15 protein-coding genes are annotated in these 20,362 nt (G+C 53.0%); 8 read left to right on the top strand and 7 right to left on the bottom strand.

Translation table 11 applies throughout. The features are described from left to right. Positions 1 to 302 precede the first annotated feature (302 nt). From P159_RS0112980 to P159_RS0112960, 5 genes are all read left to right on the top strand, one after another. On the top strand, positions 303 to 1,403 hold the full coding sequence (locus P159_RS0112980; protein WP_221174098.1) for a DUF1343 domain-containing protein: 1,101 nt from the start codon (positions 303 to 305) through the stop codon (positions 1,401 to 1,403). Between the two features lie 76 nt (positions 1,404 to 1,479). Then, a complete protein-coding gene (locus P159_RS0112975) occupies positions 1,480 to 3,066 on the top strand; it encodes a DUF4127 family protein (protein WP_318253581.1) in 1,587 nt (528 codons plus the stop codon). 37 nt (positions 3,067 to 3,103) lie between these two features. Beyond that, positions 3,104 to 4,219 carry a copper amine oxidase gene (locus tag P159_RS0112970; protein ID WP_318253642.1) on the top strand — a complete coding sequence of 372 codons (1,116 nt, stop codon included), beginning with the start codon at positions 3,104 to 3,106 and terminating at the stop codon, positions 4,217 to 4,219. Between the two features lie 50 nt (positions 4,220 to 4,269). Next, a complete protein-coding gene (locus P159_RS0112965) occupies positions 4,270 to 5,652 on the top strand; it encodes a transporter (RefSeq protein WP_080706070.1) in 1,383 nt (460 codons plus the stop codon). 9 nt (positions 5,653 to 5,661) lie between these two features. After that, entirely contained in the window at positions 5,662 to 7,803 is a 2,142-nt protein-coding gene (locus P159_RS0112960; protein ID WP_029544652.1) for a hydantoinase/oxoprolinase family protein, read from the top strand. 219 nt (positions 7,804 to 8,022) lie between these two features. Here P159_RS0112960 and P159_RS0112955 read toward each other — a convergent pair whose 3' ends face one another. Beyond that, positions 8,023 to 9,561 (bottom strand): FAD-dependent oxidoreductase, encoded by a 1,539-nt coding sequence (locus tag P159_RS0112955; protein WP_318253580.1) that lies wholly within the window; start codon positions 9,559 to 9,561, stop codon positions 8,023 to 8,025. A 297-nt stretch (positions 9,562 to 9,858) separates the two neighbouring features. On the opposite strand from P159_RS0112955, the gene P159_RS0112950 reads away from it, so the two are divergent. Next, entirely contained in the window at positions 9,859 to 10,800 is a 942-nt protein-coding gene (locus tag P159_RS0112950; protein WP_029544648.1) for a hypothetical protein, read from the top strand. A gap of 522 nt (positions 10,801 to 11,322) precedes the next feature. Next, complete coding sequence (locus tag P159_RS19560) at positions 11,323 to 13,266, top strand: D-alanyl-D-alanine carboxypeptidase family protein (RefSeq protein ID WP_051650356.1); 1,944 nt, start codon at positions 11,323 to 11,325, stop codon at positions 13,264 to 13,266. Positions 13,267 to 13,295: 29 nt separating this feature from the next. Here the strand turns inward: P159_RS19560 and P159_RS0112940 are convergent, their stop codons facing one another. The 6 genes from P159_RS0112940 to P159_RS0112915 all read right to left on the bottom strand — a co-directional run bounded on the left by P159_RS0112940 (position 13,296) and on the right by P159_RS0112915 (position 18,770). After that, positions 13,296 to 13,997 (bottom strand): MmcQ/YjbR family DNA-binding protein, encoded by a 702-nt coding sequence (locus P159_RS0112940; RefSeq protein WP_051650355.1) that lies wholly within the window; start codon positions 13,995 to 13,997, stop codon positions 13,296 to 13,298. A gap of 37 nt (positions 13,998 to 14,034) precedes the next feature. After that, complete coding sequence (locus P159_RS0112935; protein ID WP_037377057.1) at positions 14,035 to 14,814, bottom strand: DeoR/GlpR family DNA-binding transcription regulator; 780 nt, start codon at positions 14,812 to 14,814, stop codon at positions 14,035 to 14,037. Between the two features lie 360 nt (positions 14,815 to 15,174). Further along, the gene (bioB, locus tag P159_RS0112930; protein WP_029544640.1) at positions 15,175 to 16,164 is read right to left on the bottom strand and encodes a biotin synthase BioB; all 990 of its coding nucleotides are present in this window, start codon (positions 16,162 to 16,164) and stop codon (positions 15,175 to 15,177) included. 25 nt (positions 16,165 to 16,189) lie between these two features. Beyond that, positions 16,190 to 16,876 (bottom strand): dethiobiotin synthase, encoded by a 687-nt coding sequence (gene bioD, locus P159_RS0112925; protein WP_029544638.1) that lies wholly within the window; start codon positions 16,874 to 16,876, stop codon positions 16,190 to 16,192. Continuing rightward, the gene (locus P159_RS0112920; protein ID WP_037377056.1) at positions 16,873 to 17,463 is read right to left on the bottom strand and encodes a biotin transporter BioY; all 591 of its coding nucleotides are present in this window, start codon (positions 17,461 to 17,463) and stop codon (positions 16,873 to 16,875) included. The genes bioD and P159_RS0112920 overlap by 4 nt, the downstream gene beginning before the upstream one ends. Positions 17,464 to 17,894: 431 nt before the next feature. Beyond that, complete coding sequence (locus P159_RS0112915) at positions 17,895 to 18,770, bottom strand: MurR/RpiR family transcriptional regulator (RefSeq protein WP_029544635.1); 876 nt, start codon at positions 18,768 to 18,770, stop codon at positions 17,895 to 17,897. Positions 18,771 to 18,967: 197 nt separating this feature from the next. Between P159_RS0112915 and P159_RS0112910 the strand changes: the two genes are divergently transcribed. Then, positions 18,968 to 20,356: an aspartate ammonia-lyase gene (locus P159_RS0112910; protein WP_029544633.1), complete on the top strand. Its 1,389-nt coding sequence runs from the start codon at positions 18,968 to 18,970 to the stop codon at positions 20,354 to 20,356. The last annotated feature ends 6 nt before the right edge of the window (positions 20,357 to 20,362 follow it).

Genomic DNA, 20,362 nt, shown 5'->3' with positions numbered 1-20,362 from the left:
GACGCCTATTTGCAGAGGAACGCAATCTTGAAAATGTTCCTCCGGCCGCTAATTTGATCTATCATAAGCTGCCCGATGATTATGAGGAAAAGGTTGACCTGGTGACGGTCAAGAATTGTTTTTAGCCATCGGAGGCATAAGGTGAGAATGCTAAGGGAAGCATAGGAGTAAATATGGCAATACAAAGAAAACAATGCTTGTATCTGATATTGGCCATCGTTTTTTTTCTGACAGGGCAATGCCCTTTAGTCCATGGTGCTGCCGTTATTCCTGGGGATGCCAGGACAGAGGAATATTTGCCGTTGCTCGCAGGAAAGCGGGTGGCGCTCTTTTGCAACCAGACGGCCAGAATCGGCGAAGAGCATATTTTGGATGTGCTCCTGAAGGATGGCCAGTATGTGACAGCCCTTTTTTCTCCGGAACATGGCATCAGGGGAGACGCTCCAGCGGGAGAATCGGTGGATAGTGGTACGGATCCTGTAACAGGGATTCCCATCCTGTCCCTTTACGATGGAGACACCGTCATGCCCGCTAAGGAGGATATGGAAAAATTCGATGTGCTGGTCATGGATATTCAAGATGTGGGGCTGAGATATTACACCTATTATATAAACATCTGTGATCTCATGGAGGCTTGCGCCTGTTATGACAAGGAGGTCATTTTGCTGGACAGGCCGAATCCCAACGGTCATTATGTAGATGGGCCGCTGCTGGATATGAGCCTGAAAAGTCATGTCGGACGGCTCCCTATACCCACGGTGCATGGCATGACCTTGGGGGAACTTATGAACATGGCTATCGGCGAAGGTTGGCTGAACCTTCGCCATAAGCCGAAATTCACCGTGATTCCCTGCCAGAACTACAATCATCGGACAGCCTATGCACTGCCGGTGCCTCCATCCCCGAACCTTCCCAATATGAAGGCCATCTATCTCTATGCCTCCCTGTGTCCCTTCGAGGGCACAGCGGTAAGCGTGGGGCGGGGGACAGAGCATCCCTTCCAGTGTTTCGGTGCTCCGGAGCTGCAGGGTGAGTACAGCTATAGCTTTACTCCCACAAGCATGAAATCCGCATTGTCTCCCCTCCGGGAGGGAGAAATTTGTTACGGCGCAGATTTCAGCCAGGAAAGCGAGCTGAAATTGCGGTCGAAAGGTATGGATCTCTCCTATGTGGTGAATGCATATAAAATCTTCCGCAGGCAGGGAAAGGGAGAAAAGTTTTTTTGGAAATTTACTTCCCGAAGGTCTGGCAGAGAGATGGTGTACTTTGATTTGCTCATGGGCCAAACCTATGTGCGGGAAGCTATTATGGCCGGAAAGAGCGCCCAGGAAATCAGTGCTATGTGGCAGGAAGATGTAAGAAGGTTCAAGAAGCAGCGGCGGCCGTATTTATTGTACGAGTAGGTTTTCTGATGTTCACGAACTCTGGTGAAGTTTGAAGAAATATAGAAAAGTATATGAAACGGGGTGCGTTGAATTGTTGAAAATAATATTTATGTTCTTATTGACTGCGCTTTTATTGCCCTGGTGCTCTGCTCAGGCGGGAGGCAGGATACTGTTTATTCCCCATGATGACAGGCCGATTTCCTATCATCAGACAGTAGAAGTGGTGGAGGCAGCCGGCTATGAACTGGTGTTGCCGCCCAAGGAGCTTTTGAGCAATGCTACCAACATGGGGCATCCGCAGGAACTATGGCAGTGGCTGCAGGAAAATGCACCCCAAGCAAAGTCGGCTATCATAGCGTCGGATTCCATGCTTTATGGGGGGCTGATACCTTCGCGAAAGCATGAGGTCAGTCAGGCAGAGCTGGCCGAACGCCTGGAGAATTTCAAACGGCTGCGGCAGGATAATCCCCAACTGCATATCTACGTCTTTGATTCTCTTATGCGCACGCCGTATCAGGGGTGGGCAGGCAATATCGAGGAGCCTGCCTATTATGAGCAGTACGGCGCTGCTATCTTCCAGTACACCCGTCTGCTGGACAAGGGGGAAATAGGCAGGCTTTCTGCGGCAGAGGAGCGGGATTTGCAGGCATACGAAAAAGCTATCCCCCAGGAGTGCCAAAAGAATTGGTTTGGCAGGCGGGCCAAAAATCTGGCTGCCACCAAAGCCTTGATGGATATGACGGCAGCGGGCACCATCGATTATCTGATTTTGGGCAGAGATGACAATGCTCCCTTGTGCCAGACCCATCGGGAAAATCGGGAGATTCTGACTTATGCAGAGCAGAAGAACCTACCCAAGAGCAAATTCCAATCCATGCCGGGGATTGATGAATTCAACATTTTGCTTTTGAACCGGGCTATCAATGATATGACGTGTAATATCCCCTTTGTCTGTGTTCGCTATGCTCCGGGCAAGGGCGGGGACACCGTTCCGGATTTTTCCGATGAGAAGATTTCCAAATCTGTAGAAGCCGCGCTGAAGATCGCCGGGGGGATGCAGGTGAGAACTCCCAAGCGGGCAGATCTGCTGCTGCTTGTCAATACGGAGCAAAAAGGCATAACCATTGAAACCCATAACGGCTTGCCTACAGAGGCGGATTTTGTGCCGGATTTGAAAGCGGATAAGGGTACAAAAGCCTTTGCCAAAATGGTGGAAGATGCTGTCAAGGCCGGCTATCCTGTGGGGGTGGCAGACATAAAGTATGCCAACGGCGCAGACAATGCCTTGCTGAATATTTTGGAACAGAAGAACCTGCTGTTCAAGCTCAAGACGTATTCCGGCTGGAATACTGCCACCAACTCCACTGGCTTTGCCTTGGGTACGGGGATGCTGGTGGGGAAAATGACCGACGCTGCCAAGGATCACCTGCTTGCGGTGCGTTATCTGGACGACTGGGCTTATCAGGCCAATGTGCGCTCACATGTAGGCGCGGAACTGGTGCGGAACTTTGGCAGCTATAAGTATTACTACAAACTGGATGACAAGCTCGCTTTTGCGGAAAAGCGCAACACAGAGCTTATGCAGGATTTCGCCAGGAAGCATATGCCCAATATTTCTGCAGATTTTACCGTCAAGAACCCATGGCTCAGGATGTTCGAATGTGATGTGATCTTTCGTTAAAAACATAGGAAGGTTGGGGAGCAGAATGACATTGAAGATGAAACTGGCAGCTGGTGTGTTTTGCGCGCTGGCTTGCATGCCTATGGTGGCGGAAACTGCCCCAAAATCGGATACTATGCACCGGTGGGAAGTGACTTCCAAGGACACAGGCGGCACCCTGCTGTTTTCCGATAGCCCGGAGTATGTGGACAGACCGGGGATCCTTTATCAGGACACCGTGAATGGCGAGGTGAGGGTGCTTTACTATCATCTGAACAACACCAAGGTGCCCCAGAAAGTGGCAGTAGTGCTGGAAAATGCCAACTCCGAGGAGAATTACAACATAGTACAAGTGACCCGTGGCGGTACAGCCAAGCCCAGCGAATACTATCTTTGGGTGGGCAAGAATACCCAGCGCCAGTATTTTGGCGAAAAGAAATCAGATCTTGTTTTGCTGTTGAAGAACAGGAAGCGCCTGCTTCAGTCCGGCATGGATGAAATTGTCCTGCAGCCCGGAGAGCTGGTGTATGGCGTCTACGATTTCCAGGTGGATCATCCTGTGAAGACCTCCGTCATCATGTATCCTGCCAAGGCGGACCCTGTGGAGTTCATGGAAGGGGCCAAAGTGCTGCCCAGGGACTCCGTGGCCCTTCGTGGTACTTATAAGGGCATGGACAGGGAGATTACCTCTGAGCGGGAATATGACCCGGAACGGGATGGCATTGTCTACATCATGCTGGCGGATAATAAATTAGACAAATACAAGGCAGGGGTGGATGCCACCGATGGCAGCCAGACGGTGAATTATGGCAATTATGGCGTGCTCTATAAGATTGCCATACCTGTCAAAAAAGGGTCTCCCAAAGTACAGTACTATTTGTCACCCTTAGGGGGCGTCTATGCCGGCATCATGACTGTGCGCCGGGGACGCAGTCCACATACGAAACTGATTGAGACGCCAGAAGGCCCCGGCTACTTCGGGGAGCAGACTCCCCCGGAGCCGGAGAATGTATACAAAGCTCTTGAAGAGGGGACAGCCATTTTTGGCAATAACATGGAGCTGGCTGATTTGGGTCGCTATGACAACTCTGTACCCAACTGCTTCGAGTTCTCCCCACCGGGGGCTTCGAATCTTCCTGCCTGCCTGATACTCATGCCGGCAGCCGATGAATGAGCAAGGGACTGCTGTGTGTAATTTAGGAAGGTAGTAGGGAGTGGATGTATATGAGTTTGGCGGGGATTTTGCTTTTATTGGGCTTTGTGTTGTTTGCCATCTTGATGGTGAAGCGCTTGTTGCCCACTTTATTGGCGCTGCCTTTGATGGCGGCGTGGATTGCCCTTATTTGCGGCGTGCCTTTTTTTGACTGGTTAGGCAATATCGTCGTGAAGGGGTCATTTCGCCTGAGTGCGCCTATCGTGCTGGTGGTCTTTGGCTCCATGTTTGCCAAGGTGATCCAGAAGACGAATATTTCTGATGCCATCATCAAAAAAGCCGCCGAGCTTTCCGGGGATAAGCCCATCGCTTTAGCGACTTTGATGACGGCGGCTACGGCCTTTGTTTTTTTAGGGATGACCGGTCTGGGGGCAATCATCATGATTGGTTCCATTGCCATTCCCATTATGACCAGTGCGGGAGTGGAACCGATAGATGCCGTTATCCTGATCCTGCTGGGCATGACGACCGGCAGTGCCCTGAACTTTGCCGGGGCGGCGGCAGGCATTGGCATATTTGGCGCCGAGGCGGTGCTGAAATACTTTATTCCTGGGGCGCTCATTTCCCTGACGGTGACAACGGCGTATATCGTCATCAATATCCCGCGGGGGAATAATGATGGCGGCTCGGCTTTTGCCTTACTGCGCGGATTTATAGGGGGCCTTCTTTCGGTGCCTGTCAGCCTGGTGAAAACTTTGGGGAAATTGCTTGATAAGAAGCCGGGAACGCTGGTCAAGAAAAAGCAGACACTTCCCAACGCTGCTTTGGTTACGCCTATTCTGCCACTGGCGGTTATCGCTGTGATCAACTTCACCGTGGGGCTGGGCAATCCCGCTGAGGGAAAGGTTGACCCGGTGGCGGCGGCGGTCTTGGGCTTTTTCCTTGCCTCAGCTTATGCGGCGCTGCTTGTCCATCCTTCACAGGCGATTAACCTGTTCACAGGTTCCCTGGTGGATGGCATCAAGGATGTGGCCGGGGTTTTGTTCCTTTTCATGGGGATTGGCATGCTGGTGACAGCGACCACCCAGCAGGCCGCCGTAGAAATCCTGAATCCCTTGATGACTGCCATCATGCCCTCTTCCTTCTATGGCGTGCTGATTTTCTTTACGCTGCTGGCACCGGCGGCTCTCTACCGCGGTCCCTTCAATATGTATGGCATGGGGACAGGGATTGCGACCATCCTGACGAATCTGAACTTCCTGCCGGCCTCCGCTTTGTATGGTATGTTTGCGGGCGTAGGTTATCTGCAGGGGATTGCCGACCCCACCAACTCCCATAATACCTGGCTGGCCGGTTTTGCCGGTGTGGATGCCACCGCTGTAATGAAAAAGGTTCTGCCCTACGCCTGGGCAGCCTGCGTCATGATGATGATTTTTGTAGCAATCTTGCGGTGAGGTGGGACTATGAGACAAGTGCGAATTGGCATTGACGTAGGCGGCACCTTCACCGATGCCGTGGCAATTGACAGCGCCACCTACGAGATCATTGCCCAGGAAAAAATCCCCACCACCCATGATGCCAAAGAGGGCGTGGCTGAGGGCATCGTCAAAGTCCTGCAAAATATCCTGCAAAAGAACGGCATTGCCCCCGAAGAAGTGGTCTTTATCGCCCATGGAACCACGCAGGCCACCAATGCCCTGTTGGAAGGCGATGTGGCCTGCACCGGGATTCTGGCCATGGGCAGCGGCTTGGAGGCCGGAAGGGCGAAGACCGTCAGCAATATCGGTAATATACCGCTGGCTTTGGGCAAGGAACTGAAAACTGTCTACTCCTTCGTGGAAACGGCAGATGCTAAAGCTGACGAACAGGAAATTGCCGGCAAGATAAAAGAGCTGAAAGATGCCGGTGCCGAGGTCATTGTGGCCACGGAGGCTTATGGCGTGGATGACCCTGCCAACGAAAGCTTTGTGGTGAAGCTGGCGCGGAATATGGGGCTCTATGCTACGGGGGGCCATGAGGTTTCCAAGCTCTACGGACTGAAAGTCCGGACCAGGACGGCTGTGGTAAACGGCAGCCTGATTCCGCGCATGATGGAAACGGCGGATATGACGGAGGCCTGCGTCAAGCGTTCAGGAATTCCGGCCTCTCTGATGATCATGCGCTGTGATGGCGGCGTCATGACCGTTGATGAAGTGCGGCGGCGTCCGATTTTAACTATGCTTTCGGGGCTGGCTGCCGGCGTGGCAGGTGTCCTGATGTACGAAAAACTCTCGGACGGGATTTTTCTGGAAGCAGGAGGCACGTCCACAGATATTTCCGTGGTAAAGGACGGACGTGTCATGGTGCGCTATGGTGAAATCGGCGGCCATAAAACCTATCTTTCCTCACTGGATGTGCGGACTTTGGGCGTAGCCGGCGGCAGCATGATTCGCGTGGAGGATGGAAAGATAACGGATGTAGGCCCGCGCAGTGCACATATTGCTGGGCTGCCCTATGAGATTTTCTCGCCGAAACTGGAATCGCCGCATTTGGAACTGGTGGCACCGCTGAAAGATGATGAGCAATCCTTCGCCATTGTCATCGGCGCAGACGGACGCAAAGTTTCCCTGACTCTTGCTGGAGCCGCCAACCTTTTGGGCAGTGTGCCTGAGGGAGACTACGCGTACAGCAGCGAAAAGGAAAATGTCCACGCAGCCTGGCAGGCTCTGGGTGATGTCTTGGGCATTACCGCCGAGGAAGCTGCCAGAGCCGCCATGGACAAGGCTGCCGAAAAAATCGGGGCGATAGTAAAGCGGCTGATTGATGAATACCATCTTTCGCCGGAACTATTGTGCCTGGCCGGTGGCGGCGGCAGCGGCGGCGTCGTAGTCCCCTATCTGGGTAAAAAGATGAATGTCCAGTGGAAGATTGTGAAAAACGCCCCCATCATTTCCACGATCGGCGTGGCTATGGCCATGGTGCGCGAAGTGGTGGAGCGCACGGTCACGAATCCCACCGAGGGTGATATGAAGGCTATCCGCCACGAAGCCTTGGAGCAGGTCATGAAATCCGGGGCGGCAGAAGCCACGGTGGAAATCGCCATCGAATATGACAAGAAAACCAACATCTTAAGGGCCACGGCAACAGGTGCTACCGAACTCAAAATGGGTGATGTAGCGGCAAAGGAGTTATCTGCCGCAGAAATCCGGCAGGTCGCACTGAATTCGCTCAGGCTGCCGGACAAGGAGGTAACGGAAGTCGCTGCCGCTGGCAAATGGCATGTTTTTGACGGGCGTGTCTGCAAAAAATTCCTGGGGCTGTTCCCCAGCGAGAAACACATGGTAAGAGTCATTGATAGAAGCGGCGTAGTTACTTTGCAGCGGGAAGGCGTGGGCGTAATCGTCACCAATAAGGTCAAATTGAAAACGGACTTGGAAACGCTGTTTGAGGAAACCGCCACTTATGGCACCGTGGGCGAAGAACTGCCGATGCTGTTTGCCTATTACGGCGAGAAGCAGCTGGATTTGTCGGGGCTGACCGCGAGGGAACAAATGCTCTCGGTGCTAGAAGCCGAGCTGGATGTTCTTTCTGCAGAGGAGCCGGTTATCCTGCTGGCAGCAAGATGACAACAGAGTATCGTAAATAACACGGCTCGCCAAGATATGCTGCTGTGTAAGGGAAAACGCCTGCGTACTTGGGGACGCAGGCGTTTTCCGTAAGCGCATTTACATTTATGGAAAAATGATTGTATCTTGAAGTCAGAGGTGCTGGCCTGGAACAGGAATTGTTTACCGAAATCATTCCCCTTTATCGTTCACATAAAGACAAGCCATATTTAATTAGAATCAGTCGTCTTCACTTACATAACTGCGCTCGCCGGCCGGGAGCTTATCCCATTGTATATTATTGGCCGCTACTTTATTCCTGAGTCCCCAGGCAGCCGCAATGCCTGCCGCTTCCCCCATGCTCATGCAGGTAGGCTGGATGCGGAAGGAAGCCTGGGCGGCGAAACTGCCGCTGATGCAGCGTCCTGCCACAATCAGATTTTCTATTTCATTGGTCACCAGCGCACGATAGGGGATCTCATAGTACGCATCCCTTGCAATCTTCTTGCTGACATTCAGCTTCACATCATGTATATCAATGGGATAGGCTGTGCGGCAAATCGCATCGGCAAAGTGGCGCGTCTCGAAATAGTCCTCCGCATCCAAATAGTATTTCCCACGTATACGCCAGGACTCACGCACTCCCAGCATGCTGGCCTCCCTGCTGATATACGCTTTTTCAAAGCCGGGAATGCGCTTGATAAAGAAATCAGCCAGCCTGTGCATCATCAGCCTTCCAAAACTGACAGCCTTGCTGCGGGAGACGGCATCTGTAGAACTGTAGGCCAGGGGGGGCATCTCAGGGCAGTTCAAAGACATGGTATGAGGCTTGCCGATAATAGAAAAGCCCTGGATATACAAGATATCATCCTCAGTCAGATCCCCTCTTGCCACAGCTTCCTTGAAGAAATGCTCATTCTTGGGGATTTTGGCAAATTCAAGATAGGGCGGACATCCGCGGGCTACATCTTCCTGAAATTTCTCCTTCAAGGGCACCGACATGCGCTCATCCTGCAAGACACCATCAAAGAAATGGAAAACTTTTTCCACATCCACCCCTGTCATTTCAAAGCGCAGGCTCATGGGCTGATTCCTGCCTGTCTCCTCAGAGCCTTTCTCCACAGGAACCCCGGCATAGCGGGCTAAAGCAGCATCCCCCGTGGCATCTATGAAGGTTTTGGCCCGAACCTTTCCCAGCCCTTCTACAGTATGCACCACGCACTCTTTGATTCTGCCATTTTCTGTGACGGCACCTACCAGAGAAGCGTCATAGAGAATCTCCACACCCGCTTCTCCGCACATTTCTTCATACACCAGGGAAAGGACTTCCGGAGCGTAGAGTCCCTTGCCATCGCCGTAAAACCATTCACCGGCATCCACCCCCAGCAGGGGAGAGGCGCCCTGCTTTTCCATGCGTTTATTCAGCTCATTTATATATGGCGTATCGCTGCCATGCACAAAGGTTGGCATACATGGATAGACACAACCCAAAGTCTGCAGGCCTCCCAGCAGAATGCCACGCTCCACCAGCACCACTTTTGCCCCCCTGCGTGCAGCATTGACAGCCGCAGCCGTTCCGGCAGCCCCGCCGCCAACTACACATACATCGCTGTCATATAGCACGGGAAGCCCTTTTCCGCTGAATCCCGGCACAGCAGCAGGATGTGCGGCAGCCGTTGCTCTCCCCATGTCATTTCCCAGCAAAGTCCCGGCTACTGCTGCTCCCATCAATTTCGCGAAACTACGGCGGGACATTGGCAACGAAAATGATTGTCTCATCAAAATCATCCCTTTCTTTTCCTAAAAATATCATAAAGGTGCTATTCGTTCTGAATAGCGCCTATTCCTGCTATCCCATGCAAATTCAGCATGAAGGGATTGTGTCACAGCAGAGTCATGATACCCTATCCGGCGGGACAGGCGCCGAATCAGGAGGGAGCCTGGTCTGCTCCTTTAGATTGCCGGGGTTTCTAATTCACATATCTATGAGGGGGAGGATTTATCCGCATGTTGTAGAAATTAATATAGCAGAGAGCACTTTTGTTTTAAATGTTTTCAGGTAAGGAGGATTGCGCAATGCGGTTTTTTAAGATTTTTGCTATGCTGATGGGGTTCATTTGTCTGGCTGCCAGCAGCAGGGCTTTGGCTGCAGAGGCAGATATGCAGGCTTTTCGGGATGTGTATCTGCAAAATATGAGTGAAGCCAAGGGCTACCATCTGGAACTGATGTTCAATGGGCCTACCCTCCAGTCTAATGTCATAGCCGATGGTCAGCTGTGGAATAATGGCGCTGCCGTGGCTGAGGGGAGGATGAGCTGGGATTATACAGATCTGGCTGCAGGGCAGACCAAGCGGACCGAGATGCCTTTTTACGCAGAGCGGTCAGGCAATGTCGTTGTTTTATATGGGAATCGCGGCGGTCAGTGGCAACGGGAGAATATCCTTGAGGGATTCACCTGGATCCTTAATGCTGTCTGCTCCGATGACAGGGAAACGAAGATGAAGTATGCTGCCACGGTGAAGGATGTGAAGCTTGAAGACGTCGGCAAAGGCCAACAGCGCATGCAGGTCACCTTTGATGGCAAGGAGCTTTCTGCTGTCGAAGATAAAGCTGTCAGAGAGAGCATAGCTGCTATGAGTGAGGCCGATAGCAGAGATGCGATGGCAACTGTAGTCTACCTGAATGCGGCATTAGCTGCGAGCGATCTCAAAATTACCTGGACAGTTGACAAAAAGACCGGGGAGACGGATATGGTAGTCGCAGATCTTACAGATGTCATGCGCAACTATGCCAAAGCCATGCTTCAGGATTCCTATGATGGCAAGATTTCTCTTGCCCAGGAGGAAGTTGACATGCTGGCATCCATTGGCTATTACTACAACCTGCAGCTTTATCTGGTGAGAAATAAAGAGTCTGCCAAAAAGGCTGTTATTCCCGCCAGTGTCAAGAATCGCGCCCAGGAAGGCAATCTCTTCGGGGATATAAATAGCGAAGTAGTTTCTGCTTTGAAAAAATAAGGCTGTACCAAATTCTTTGTAAACGCCAATACCAAGCATATTTCTCTGCACGTCAAGAAATCCTTGATGTGCAGATTTTTTATTCCGTAAAGCCTGTCTTCAAAATACGCTTGGGGCGTGTCAAAAGATGCGGATACGCTCGCCGGAGCTGTGCAGATTTTCCCTGCGACTGATCCAGGCAGCTGGCTGGTTCCTGAATGGAGAAGTACGGCTCCAGAAGGGCACGCACGATAAGGATCGCCTGGCATCCGTTACATTGAGAAAAGTTTGGCAAGCAAAGGAAAATGCCGCTTGCTTGCAGAATGTAACGAGTACAAGATGTCCCTCACTTCCATAAGTGGGGGCGGCAAACTACTAACAGGCGGCGAGTTAATATCTCCCGCCTCGTTGAAAGGCCAAGAGGAAGTTTTGCCTACGGCAAAACTGGAATAATGGCCTTATAAGACGAGGGGGACTATGATAATGATTATTCCAGGTACCGAATCATTCTTCCTTCCCGGAAATTGTGCAGGAGGCGCTATTGTGAAAAAAATATTGCTTGCTACTTTATTGGCGGGGGCAGTGTGCAGTCCGCTGGCTTACGATGGAGGATACAGTCACATTGAGGCGGCTGAGGCGGTGCATGCTGGCGCATACCAGGAAGCGGAGGCTGATAATCTGCTGCTGGTGAACAAGACCAATAAGCTGCCCGATGATTATGAGGAAAAGGTTGACCTGGTGACGGTCAAGAATTGTTTTGGCAAAGAATTTCAGGTTGAAAGAGAAACATATAAGCATTTTCTGTCCTTGCGGGAGGATTTGCTGAAGAGGGGGATTCAGATAGAGCTGGAGTCTGCCTACCGCAGTGTAGCCCGTCAGCGAGAACTCATCGAGGAACTGCGGGCGACAGAGGGCGATGACTATGTGAAGAAATATGCCGCTGTCCCGGGTTACTCTGAGCATCACACGGGACTGGCACTGGATGTTACCATAGTCAAAGATGGCAGCCCTACTAATGATGTGTATGGAACCTGGGAGACGCCCTATCAAAAAATGCACAGGCGTCTTGCCGAGCATGGCTTTATCCTGCGCTATCCGCCGGGGAAATCGGCTATCACTGGCTACGATTATGAGTCATGGCATTGCCGTTATGTGGGCCGGGAGGCCGCCAGGAAGATTTTCCTGCAAGGGCTGACCCTGGAAGAATATCTGTCCGGTGGCAGAGAAACGCAGAACATGCAGGGCAAATACGGTTCAGCTGCATATTGGACAAAGCGGAATCCTGCAGGTGAAAAAGAGCTGCCGGGGGCAGAACTGAAACAGTTGCAGGAAGAAATGCGCCGCCAAAACTCCCTGCTGGTGGATATGGAAAGTTTTCCTGCAGAAGTGACGGCAGAATATATCAGGGAAAAAATCAAGGTGTCACGGGATAATTACCTGTGGTTTGAGCCGGAGAACATATATGAGAACGGCAGGCCTTTGACCAGGGAGCGCTACCGGCAAGTGGAGGAAAACTGTGCGCCGGAGTCCCTGCCAGCCAGACAGGCCGTGAAGTTTGCCCTGACTACCTGCAGAGCGAACCTGCGCTATCTGCCGGAAAGTGAGGGCTGGTATGAAGGCCCACGCGACACCCATTATGACCTGGTCCAGGCGCTGACTCTTTATCCGGCAGAGCCCCTGGCTGTACTGGCGGAGAGCCGGGACAAAAAATACTTCTTTGTGCAGCTCAGGAATTATGTGGGCTGGGTGGACAAAAAAGAGATTGTGCTCGTGGACCATGCCAAGTGGCTGGAATATGCAGCGCCAAAGAATTTTCTCGTCTTTACAGATGGCAAAAAGCGCATAAATATGGGAAATGGCTCCTCCCTGCTGTTCCAGATGGGTGCCCGTCTGCCCTTGAAGAAGCCGGAAGTCCGGAGAGATGGAACATGGCTGGTGGTCATGCCCGTGTCTGCCGAGGGAAAATTCGCGGAGAAGCTGGTCAGCATACCTGCTGATGAGACAGTCCATAAGGGGTGGCTGCCGTATTCAGAAAACAATGTGCTGCGCCAGTCCTTCCGCTTTTTGGGAGAGCTTTATGGCTGGTGCGGGCTGGAAGAAGGGGTGGACTGCTCCTTGTTCACCGCTGATGTTTATCGCAGCTTTGGCCTTGATATTCCCGGCGATGCCGTGGAGCAGAGAAAGGCCATGCCTATGCGCAAAGGTATCGAAGATTTGGGCCGTGAGGGCAAGCTGGCTGTTATTGGCAACTGCCGCCCCGGCGATTTGCTCTTTTCCGAAGGCCATGTCATGTTGTATTTGGGTAAGGATGACAGGGGCGAACCGCATATCATTCACGCAGCCAGCAGCAGATGGTTTCCCGGTGAGGGTGACGAGGGTGCGCTGAAATACTATACCCGCAGGGTGACAGTTGATGATCTTTGGTGGCATAAGACAGACAATGGCCGGTGCATTGATGGCCTTATAGCCATCGGAGGCATAAGGTGAGAATGTCATCACAGCGCCTTTTTATTTGGCTATTTCTTCCTGCTTTTGGTCTGCGCCAGGGCGTAGCTCTCGTCAATCCGCTGCCGCAGTTCTTCCAAGGGAATAGAGCCGTCCAGGCAGACTGTGTACCAGTACTTGCGGTTCATGTGCCAGCCGGGGAAGTACCTTTCGTTATCGACTAATGCCGCCACCTGCTCTGCGGTGCCGTGGAGGTTCATGACACGGATGGGATTTTTCCCCCCAAGGCCAATCTTGACAGGCAGGATCTTCATCAGCAGCATATACCATTTCCTGGTGGCTTGGCAGCGCACCACTGCTGCATCAGTATCTTCCCAGGGATATTCGATCTCATCACCGTACTTCTCCCGGGTATAGCGCAGCACTTCCTCCACATAGCGCCCGTGGAAAGCCCCATGCTCACCGCATTTTTCCCCCAGCCGGGCCAGCACCCCTTCGTAAGCTGCCCGCACCTGGCCCACAAAGGCTCCCGCTGCATTTTCCACCAGATGGAGCACATAGGGAGCCTCCGCTTCCTTGTCCATCAGCAGAGTAAAGATCTTTCCCTCAAGCCCAACCTTCACCAGCAACTCAAAGGCCCCATCCAGCAGGTCTTCACGGAAGATGAGCTCATCACCCTCCTGGACAAAGCCGGCTTCCGGCAAGAGCGCCCGCTGCAGCTTCGGCATTTCCTGGGGAGATAATTCGTGCCATGCTTCGTTTGTGTTTTTCATTATATGCTCCCTTGCATGCTCCTTTTTCGCATCAGCATCATACCAAGATCACTTCTGTCCCATCTGCCCGCAGTTCCTGCACGATGGTTTCATCGGCGTCGCTGTCGGTTACGATGGCTTCGATTTCCGGGAGCCTGGCTACTATCTCGAAATAGCTGCTGCCCAGCTTGGCGTGGTCGGCAGCCACTATCACATGGCGGGACTGGCGGATAAGCACCCGCTTGGTTTCGGCATCTGCATAGTCCGGCACGGTCATGCCGTGGGAGGCGTCAATGCCGTTGGCCCCCAGGAAGATGTAGTCGATGCGGAACCTTTGGATGAAATCCGTGGTCAAAAGGCCCGTGAAGCCCCGGATGGCTTCATTGAATTCACCGGGCACCATGATGAGCTTGATGCCCTTAGCGGTGCTGAGCACCTGGGCTGTGTCCAGGGAATTGGTCAGCACGGTGATGTTCTTCTTGCCCCTCAGGGCCTCTCCTATGCGCTCGGCGGTGGAGCCGCAGTCGATAAAGACGGAATTGCCCTCGCAGACCATGTCCGCACAGCGCTGGGCGATGCGCTGCTTTTCCAAGGGCAGATGGGTCTGCCTGAGTTTCAGGCTGTAGACCACAGAGGTGCCGTGGTTCAGGGCTGCCCCGCCCCTGATGAGGGTGACCAGTCCCTGTCCTGCCATGACTTCGAAATCACGCCGGATGGTCATGGCGGAAACATCAAGCTCCCGGCACAGCTCTGCCGTATAGCCTGTCTGGTGGGCTTGCAGGTACTTCAGTATCTCCTCGCGCCTTGCCGATGCCTTCATGGCTGCCAATCCTTTCAAGTTTGTTTTCTCCATCATACCATAAAAGAACAGATTTTGTTACATTTTCCTGTTATATTTACATGTTTTCCCTGTGAAAGATAACAAAACAACCGTTTTTCTGAGCCAAAATAACAAATTCTGTTCTTTTTCTATTGTTACAGCTTTTTCTCCCTGTTAGAATACAGGTAAAGACAGCATCCGGATGCAGGAAACTTTGATAATGAAACAACTTTGAAACTTTGAAAGGACGATTTCTATGAAGACCATTATCCAGGACCTGCTGCGGCAGGCAGCCTGATGGAAATATTGGCGTGTGTGAAAAAGCAGCCCATAGGCCGGGATAACACCTGAACTATGAGCTGCTTTTTAGTTGAAAATCTATGATACCTGGTCCATTTGCACATCATTGGTCAGCCCCAGGCGCCTCAGCATTTCCCTGTCCTCTTTGATGGTGGTGCCAGAGGTGGTCAGCATATTGCCTGTGATGGAAGCTGAGGCTCCGTGCAGGAAAGCCGTGGCGCCATTTTCAGGCAGGAGTTTCCTGCCTGCGGCCAGGCGGATATTGGCAGTGGGATTGATAAGGCGGAAGATGGCAATGGTGCGCAGGATTTCCTCGCCGGCAAGGGGCTGCTGCTCTGCCAGGGGCGTGCCCGGGATGGGCATCAGGGCGTTGATGGGAATGGACTCGATGCCCAGGGCCTGCAGTTCAAAGGCCATGTCCAGCCTGTCCTGCCAGTTTTCCCCCATGCCGATGATGCCGCCGGAGCAGACGCAAAGCCCTTCCTCCTGGGCAATCCTGATAGTCCTGATGCGGTCTTCGTAGGTGTGGGTAGTGCAGATATGGGGGAAGAAGCGGCGGGAGGTTTCGATATTATGATGGTAGCTGGTGACGCCGGCTTTCCTCAGACGGCGGAACTGCTCCCTGCCGATGATGCCATGGGAGGCGCAGAGATCAATAGAAAGGGTGTCCCTCATTTTTTCATAAGCCGCAATGGCCAGATCGAACTCTTTGCCCTGCAAGGCTCTGCCGGAGGTGACGATGGCAAAGCGGTTCACCCCGGCCCTTTGGTTGGCCCGGGCATTTTCTAAGATTTTCTCCGTTGGCAAAAAAGCATATTCCTCAATGCCTGTATGGTGGCAGGCAGCCTGGGCGCAGTATTTGCAATCCTCGCTGCACCTGCCGCTGCGTCCGTTCAGGATGGTGCACAGATCCACATGATTGCCGCAGAAGGCTACCTGCACTTCACCGGCTGCGGCCTGAAGCTCCTCCAGGTGAGCCTCCAGCAGCAGGGAAAGGTCGTCCTCAGGCTTCAGTCTTGCGCCCTCAATTATTTCTTTTGCCAAAGCGGAAAGGTTGATTATTTTCATGAGTATGTACCTCGTATATATTCAGTCAGTCGAAAAGCGCTGCAAGTTTTTCTGCCTCAAGGCCGGGCAGCGCCCTGTCTCCCCGGGCGACGCAGGCAAGCACTGGCAGGCCTGTCATTTCCTCGCACATGCGCCGGTTGTCCTCCTCCATCACATCACCTGCATGGAAGTTGTTGAAGATGATGCCTTCCAAGGGCAGCTCCTTCTGCTTCATGTATTCGCAAGTCAGCACTACCCCATTGATGGTGCCAAGTCCTGCGTCAGCCACCATCACGCTGGGCAGGGCAAGACGGCGGACAATATCTTCCAGCTGTATGGGTTCCTCATCATAGCCAAGAGGGCAGGTGATGCCGCCGCTGCCTTCCACCACCACATAATCGTATTCACAACTGACCTTTTGAAAGGACTTTTCCACCACCTCCATGGAGACGGGATGCCCTTCCAGGCGGGAGGCCAGGTGGGGGGATACGGCGTGTTCGTAGACGTAGGGACACATGCTTTCAAGGCTCTGGGAAAGATGGGCGAATTCCTTGACAAACAGGGCATCGCCAGGTATAAGAGTTCCATCCGGGCGGCGCTGGTTGCCGCTCATGGCCGCCTTGTAATAGGCAGCCTTCAGGCCGGCTTCCTGAAGAGTCTTGGCAATAAGCCCCGCCACATAGGTCTTGCCAATCTCTGTCCCTGTGGCCGTGACGAAAAGATTCCGGCTCATGCGCATATCTCCTTGTGAGAGATTTCATTTTTCGTTTCCTCTACCCAGACACCGCTTTGCCAGCAGCGCAGGCCAATGGCTGCCGCAGCCAGGCAAAGAAGGTAATCTGGTACAGCTTGCAGGATGCCGCAGTAGAGAATGGCTGTCCAAAGGGGAATAGGCGCATCTATCACAAAATTAGATACCAGATAGAACCAGGTGATGCCAAACAGATAGACGATGGCCATGCCGCCTGTATTCGCCGCCAGCAGACTGCGGAAGGAAATATTATGGGAACGGCGGATATAGGATCCACAAAACCAGGCCTGCATGATAAAGGCCAGCAGGTAGCCAAAAGTTGGCTGGAGCACATAAGCGGGGCCGCAACCTGAGGCAAAGACGGGGACGCCCAAAACTCCCAGTAATACATAAGCGCCTACAGCAATAGCTCCCAAACGGGCACCAAGCACCAGCCCTGCCAGCAGGGTGAACATGAATTGCAGGGTATAGACATCCGTACCCACCGGAATGCGGATAAAGGTGCCAACGGTGATAAGGGCGATGAACAGGCCGCATAAAACGATTTCACGAACAGTAAGATGCTTCATTTTCTTGTCTCCTCGTTAACTAGATTTAATACTTTGGTTGACTATACGATATACACGATACTCCTCTCAGTGCTTATTGTCAACTATTCTTCAGTATGCAGTTTACAATAACTGCCAGCATCCTAAAGCAGGCTGGGCTGATACTATTGACAAGACTCCAAAAGGAGACTGTATTGAACAAATGTGATAATAATAATCGGAACAGCCATTTCGGCTACCATCATGTCTATATCTCTCGCCTGCTGCACGTTTTGGTGGGGGATTTTACTGTTCTATGGCAGGAAAAAGGGGGGCTTAGAAGGAATAGGGGAGTAGGATAAGCTTTTGGGAAGCTCAATAATTAGCAAAGTGGGATTCACGTAATATTGTAAACTGCATAAAAAAAGGGGATGTGCATAAGTGGAATTACACTCATGCACATCCCTTTGCTTTCACGAGGTGAAGATATGGGTCCCTTTGGTGAAGCTTTCAAAAAGCTCCAACTGTCTCACGGAGGTCTCGGGGGAGAGCTTGGCTACCTTTTTGGCGATGGCTTCCGCCACGTAAAGGGCGGGGGTCATGTGGTCCACGTAAGTGCGGTACTCTATATCCACGCCTATGGAAATCTCGGACAGCTCCGTGATCCTGTTGGCGGGAATGGAGGTGACGCAGACCAGGGGGACGCCTTTCTCGTGGAAGAACTGGGCCAGGGCATAGGACATGGCGGGGAAGCGGGGAAAGGTGAAGATGAGGGCCGCGTCCTCCGACCACCCTTCCTCGGGCAGCAGGGGAAAGAGGGAGTTGCCCCAGCCGCTGATGCGGAATACGTTGCGCCTGATGCGGGAAAGGAAATAGGACATATACTCCGCCAGGAAAGCGGAGGCCTGGAAGCCTACTATATATACGTTCCTGGCCCGGGAAAGAAGTTCCGCCGCTTGCAGCACCTGCGCTTCGTCAATGGACTTTTCTGCCTTGTGCAGAGAATCTATGCAGGGCTGGAAAAAGCCACCTTTCTTCCCCTGTTTCTCCTCCGTTCCGTTCTCACCGGCCTCGTCCGCGGAAAGGAACATATCCACCGTGTTGATCTCCCGCTGCAGGATGCGGTGCAGCGCTGATTGGAGCCCCGGGAAGCCGTCGTAGCCCAGCTCCTCGGCAAAGCGTATCACTGTGGAGCCGCTCACCCCCGCCATACGGGCCAGCTTGGTGGAGTTCTGGAAGGCTGCCGTCTTGTAATTTGCCAGGATGAAATCAGCCAGCTTCTGCTGCTTGGCAGAGAGGCTTTCCCTGCGCTCTCCTATCCTGACCAGGACGTCGTCGTTTTTTTGCATGGGATGCTCCTTTCCTGATGATGAGGTTTCCTTTAATAATCAATTATAGTGAATAATTTTATTCAATTCAAGCAAAAAAATTTCATAAACAGGCTCCATGAAGAAATTTCTTCATTTTTCCATTGACTTCTCCCTGGTGCAATGATAATATGTCTACAACGAAGAATAATTTTCTTCAGAATAGGGAGGAAATAAAAATGAGGAAAGAGCATGATTTCTTAGGCGAACTGGAAGTTCCCGATGAGGTATATTACGGCGTGCAGACCATGCGGGCCATCGAGAATTTCAGCATCACCGGCAGGAAGCTGGACGAGGACTTCATCAAGTCCATGGCCAAGGTGAAGAAGGCAGCTGCCCAGGCCAATATGGAAACCGGACGTCTGGACAGGAAAATCGGCAATGCCCTGGTGCAGGCCGCCGAGGAAATCATCGACGGCGAGTTTATGGATCAGTTCCCGGTGGACCCCATCCAGGGCGGCGCCGGCACTTCCATCAATATGAATATGAACGAGGTGCTCTGCAACAGGGCCCTGGAAATCATCGGCGAGGCGAAGGGGCGCTATGACATCATCTCCCCCAACAACCACGCCAACATGGCCCAGTCTACCAACGATTCCCTGCCCACGGCCATCAAGGTCTGCCTCACCTACAAGAGCCACAAGGTCACCTCTGCCCTTGATTACCTGGCCTCCGCTTTGGAACAGAAGGCCGAGGAGTACAAGGACGTGCTGAAGATGGGCCGCACCCACCTGCAGGATGCAGTGCCCATCACCCTGGGCCAGGAAATGGGCTCCTACGCCTCCGCCATCCGCCGCAGCATCCGCCGGGTGGAGTGGGCCATCGACAGCATCCGCCTCATCAATATGGGGGGCACGGCAGTAGGCACGGGGCTGAACGCCGAGCCTGCCTATATCAAGGCCGTGGCCAGGAAGCTGCGGGAGATCACCGGGGAGAACTTCGAGACTTCCACCAATATCATTGATGCCACCAACAATACCGATGGCTTCGTGGATGTGTCTTCTGCCCTGAAGAACACGGCCCTGGTGCTCATCAAGATGGCCAATGACTTCCGTCTCATGGCTTCCGGCCCCCGCTGCGGCCTTGCCGAGATCAGCCTGCCCAAGCGCCAGCCCGGCTCCTCCATCATGCCCGGCAAGGTGAATCCCGTCATCGCCGAGGTGCTGGATCAGGCCTGCTACCAGGTCATCGGCAACGATCTGGCCGTGACCCTGGGTGTGGAGAACGGCCAGCTGGAGCTGAATGTCATGGAGCCCATCATGGCCTACAATCTCTTCAGCTCCATGAACTACATCGCCGCCGGCTGCCGCACCTTCGTGGACAAGCTCCTCCAGGGCATGGAGCCGAACAGGGAGCAGTGCCAGAAGTGGGTGGACAACAGCGTAGGTGTGGTGACGGCGCTCCTTCCCCACATCGGCTACGAGCAGTCCGCCATGCTGGCCAAGGAAGCCTACAACACAGGCCGCCCCATCAGGGAGATCATCCTGGAAAAGGGCATCCTCCCGGAGGAGAAGCTCAACCATATCATGTCCCCCGAGCAGATGACCCGCCCCGGCATCACCAACTGACGACAG

Origin of the sequence: Selenomonas sp. AB3002 (assembly GCF_000702545.1) — a bacterium.
GTDB lineage: Bacteria > Bacillota > Negativicutes > Selenomonadales > Selenomonadaceae > Selenomonas_B > Selenomonas_B ruminantium_A.
This window is presented reverse-complemented; position numbering and strand designations above follow the sequence as displayed.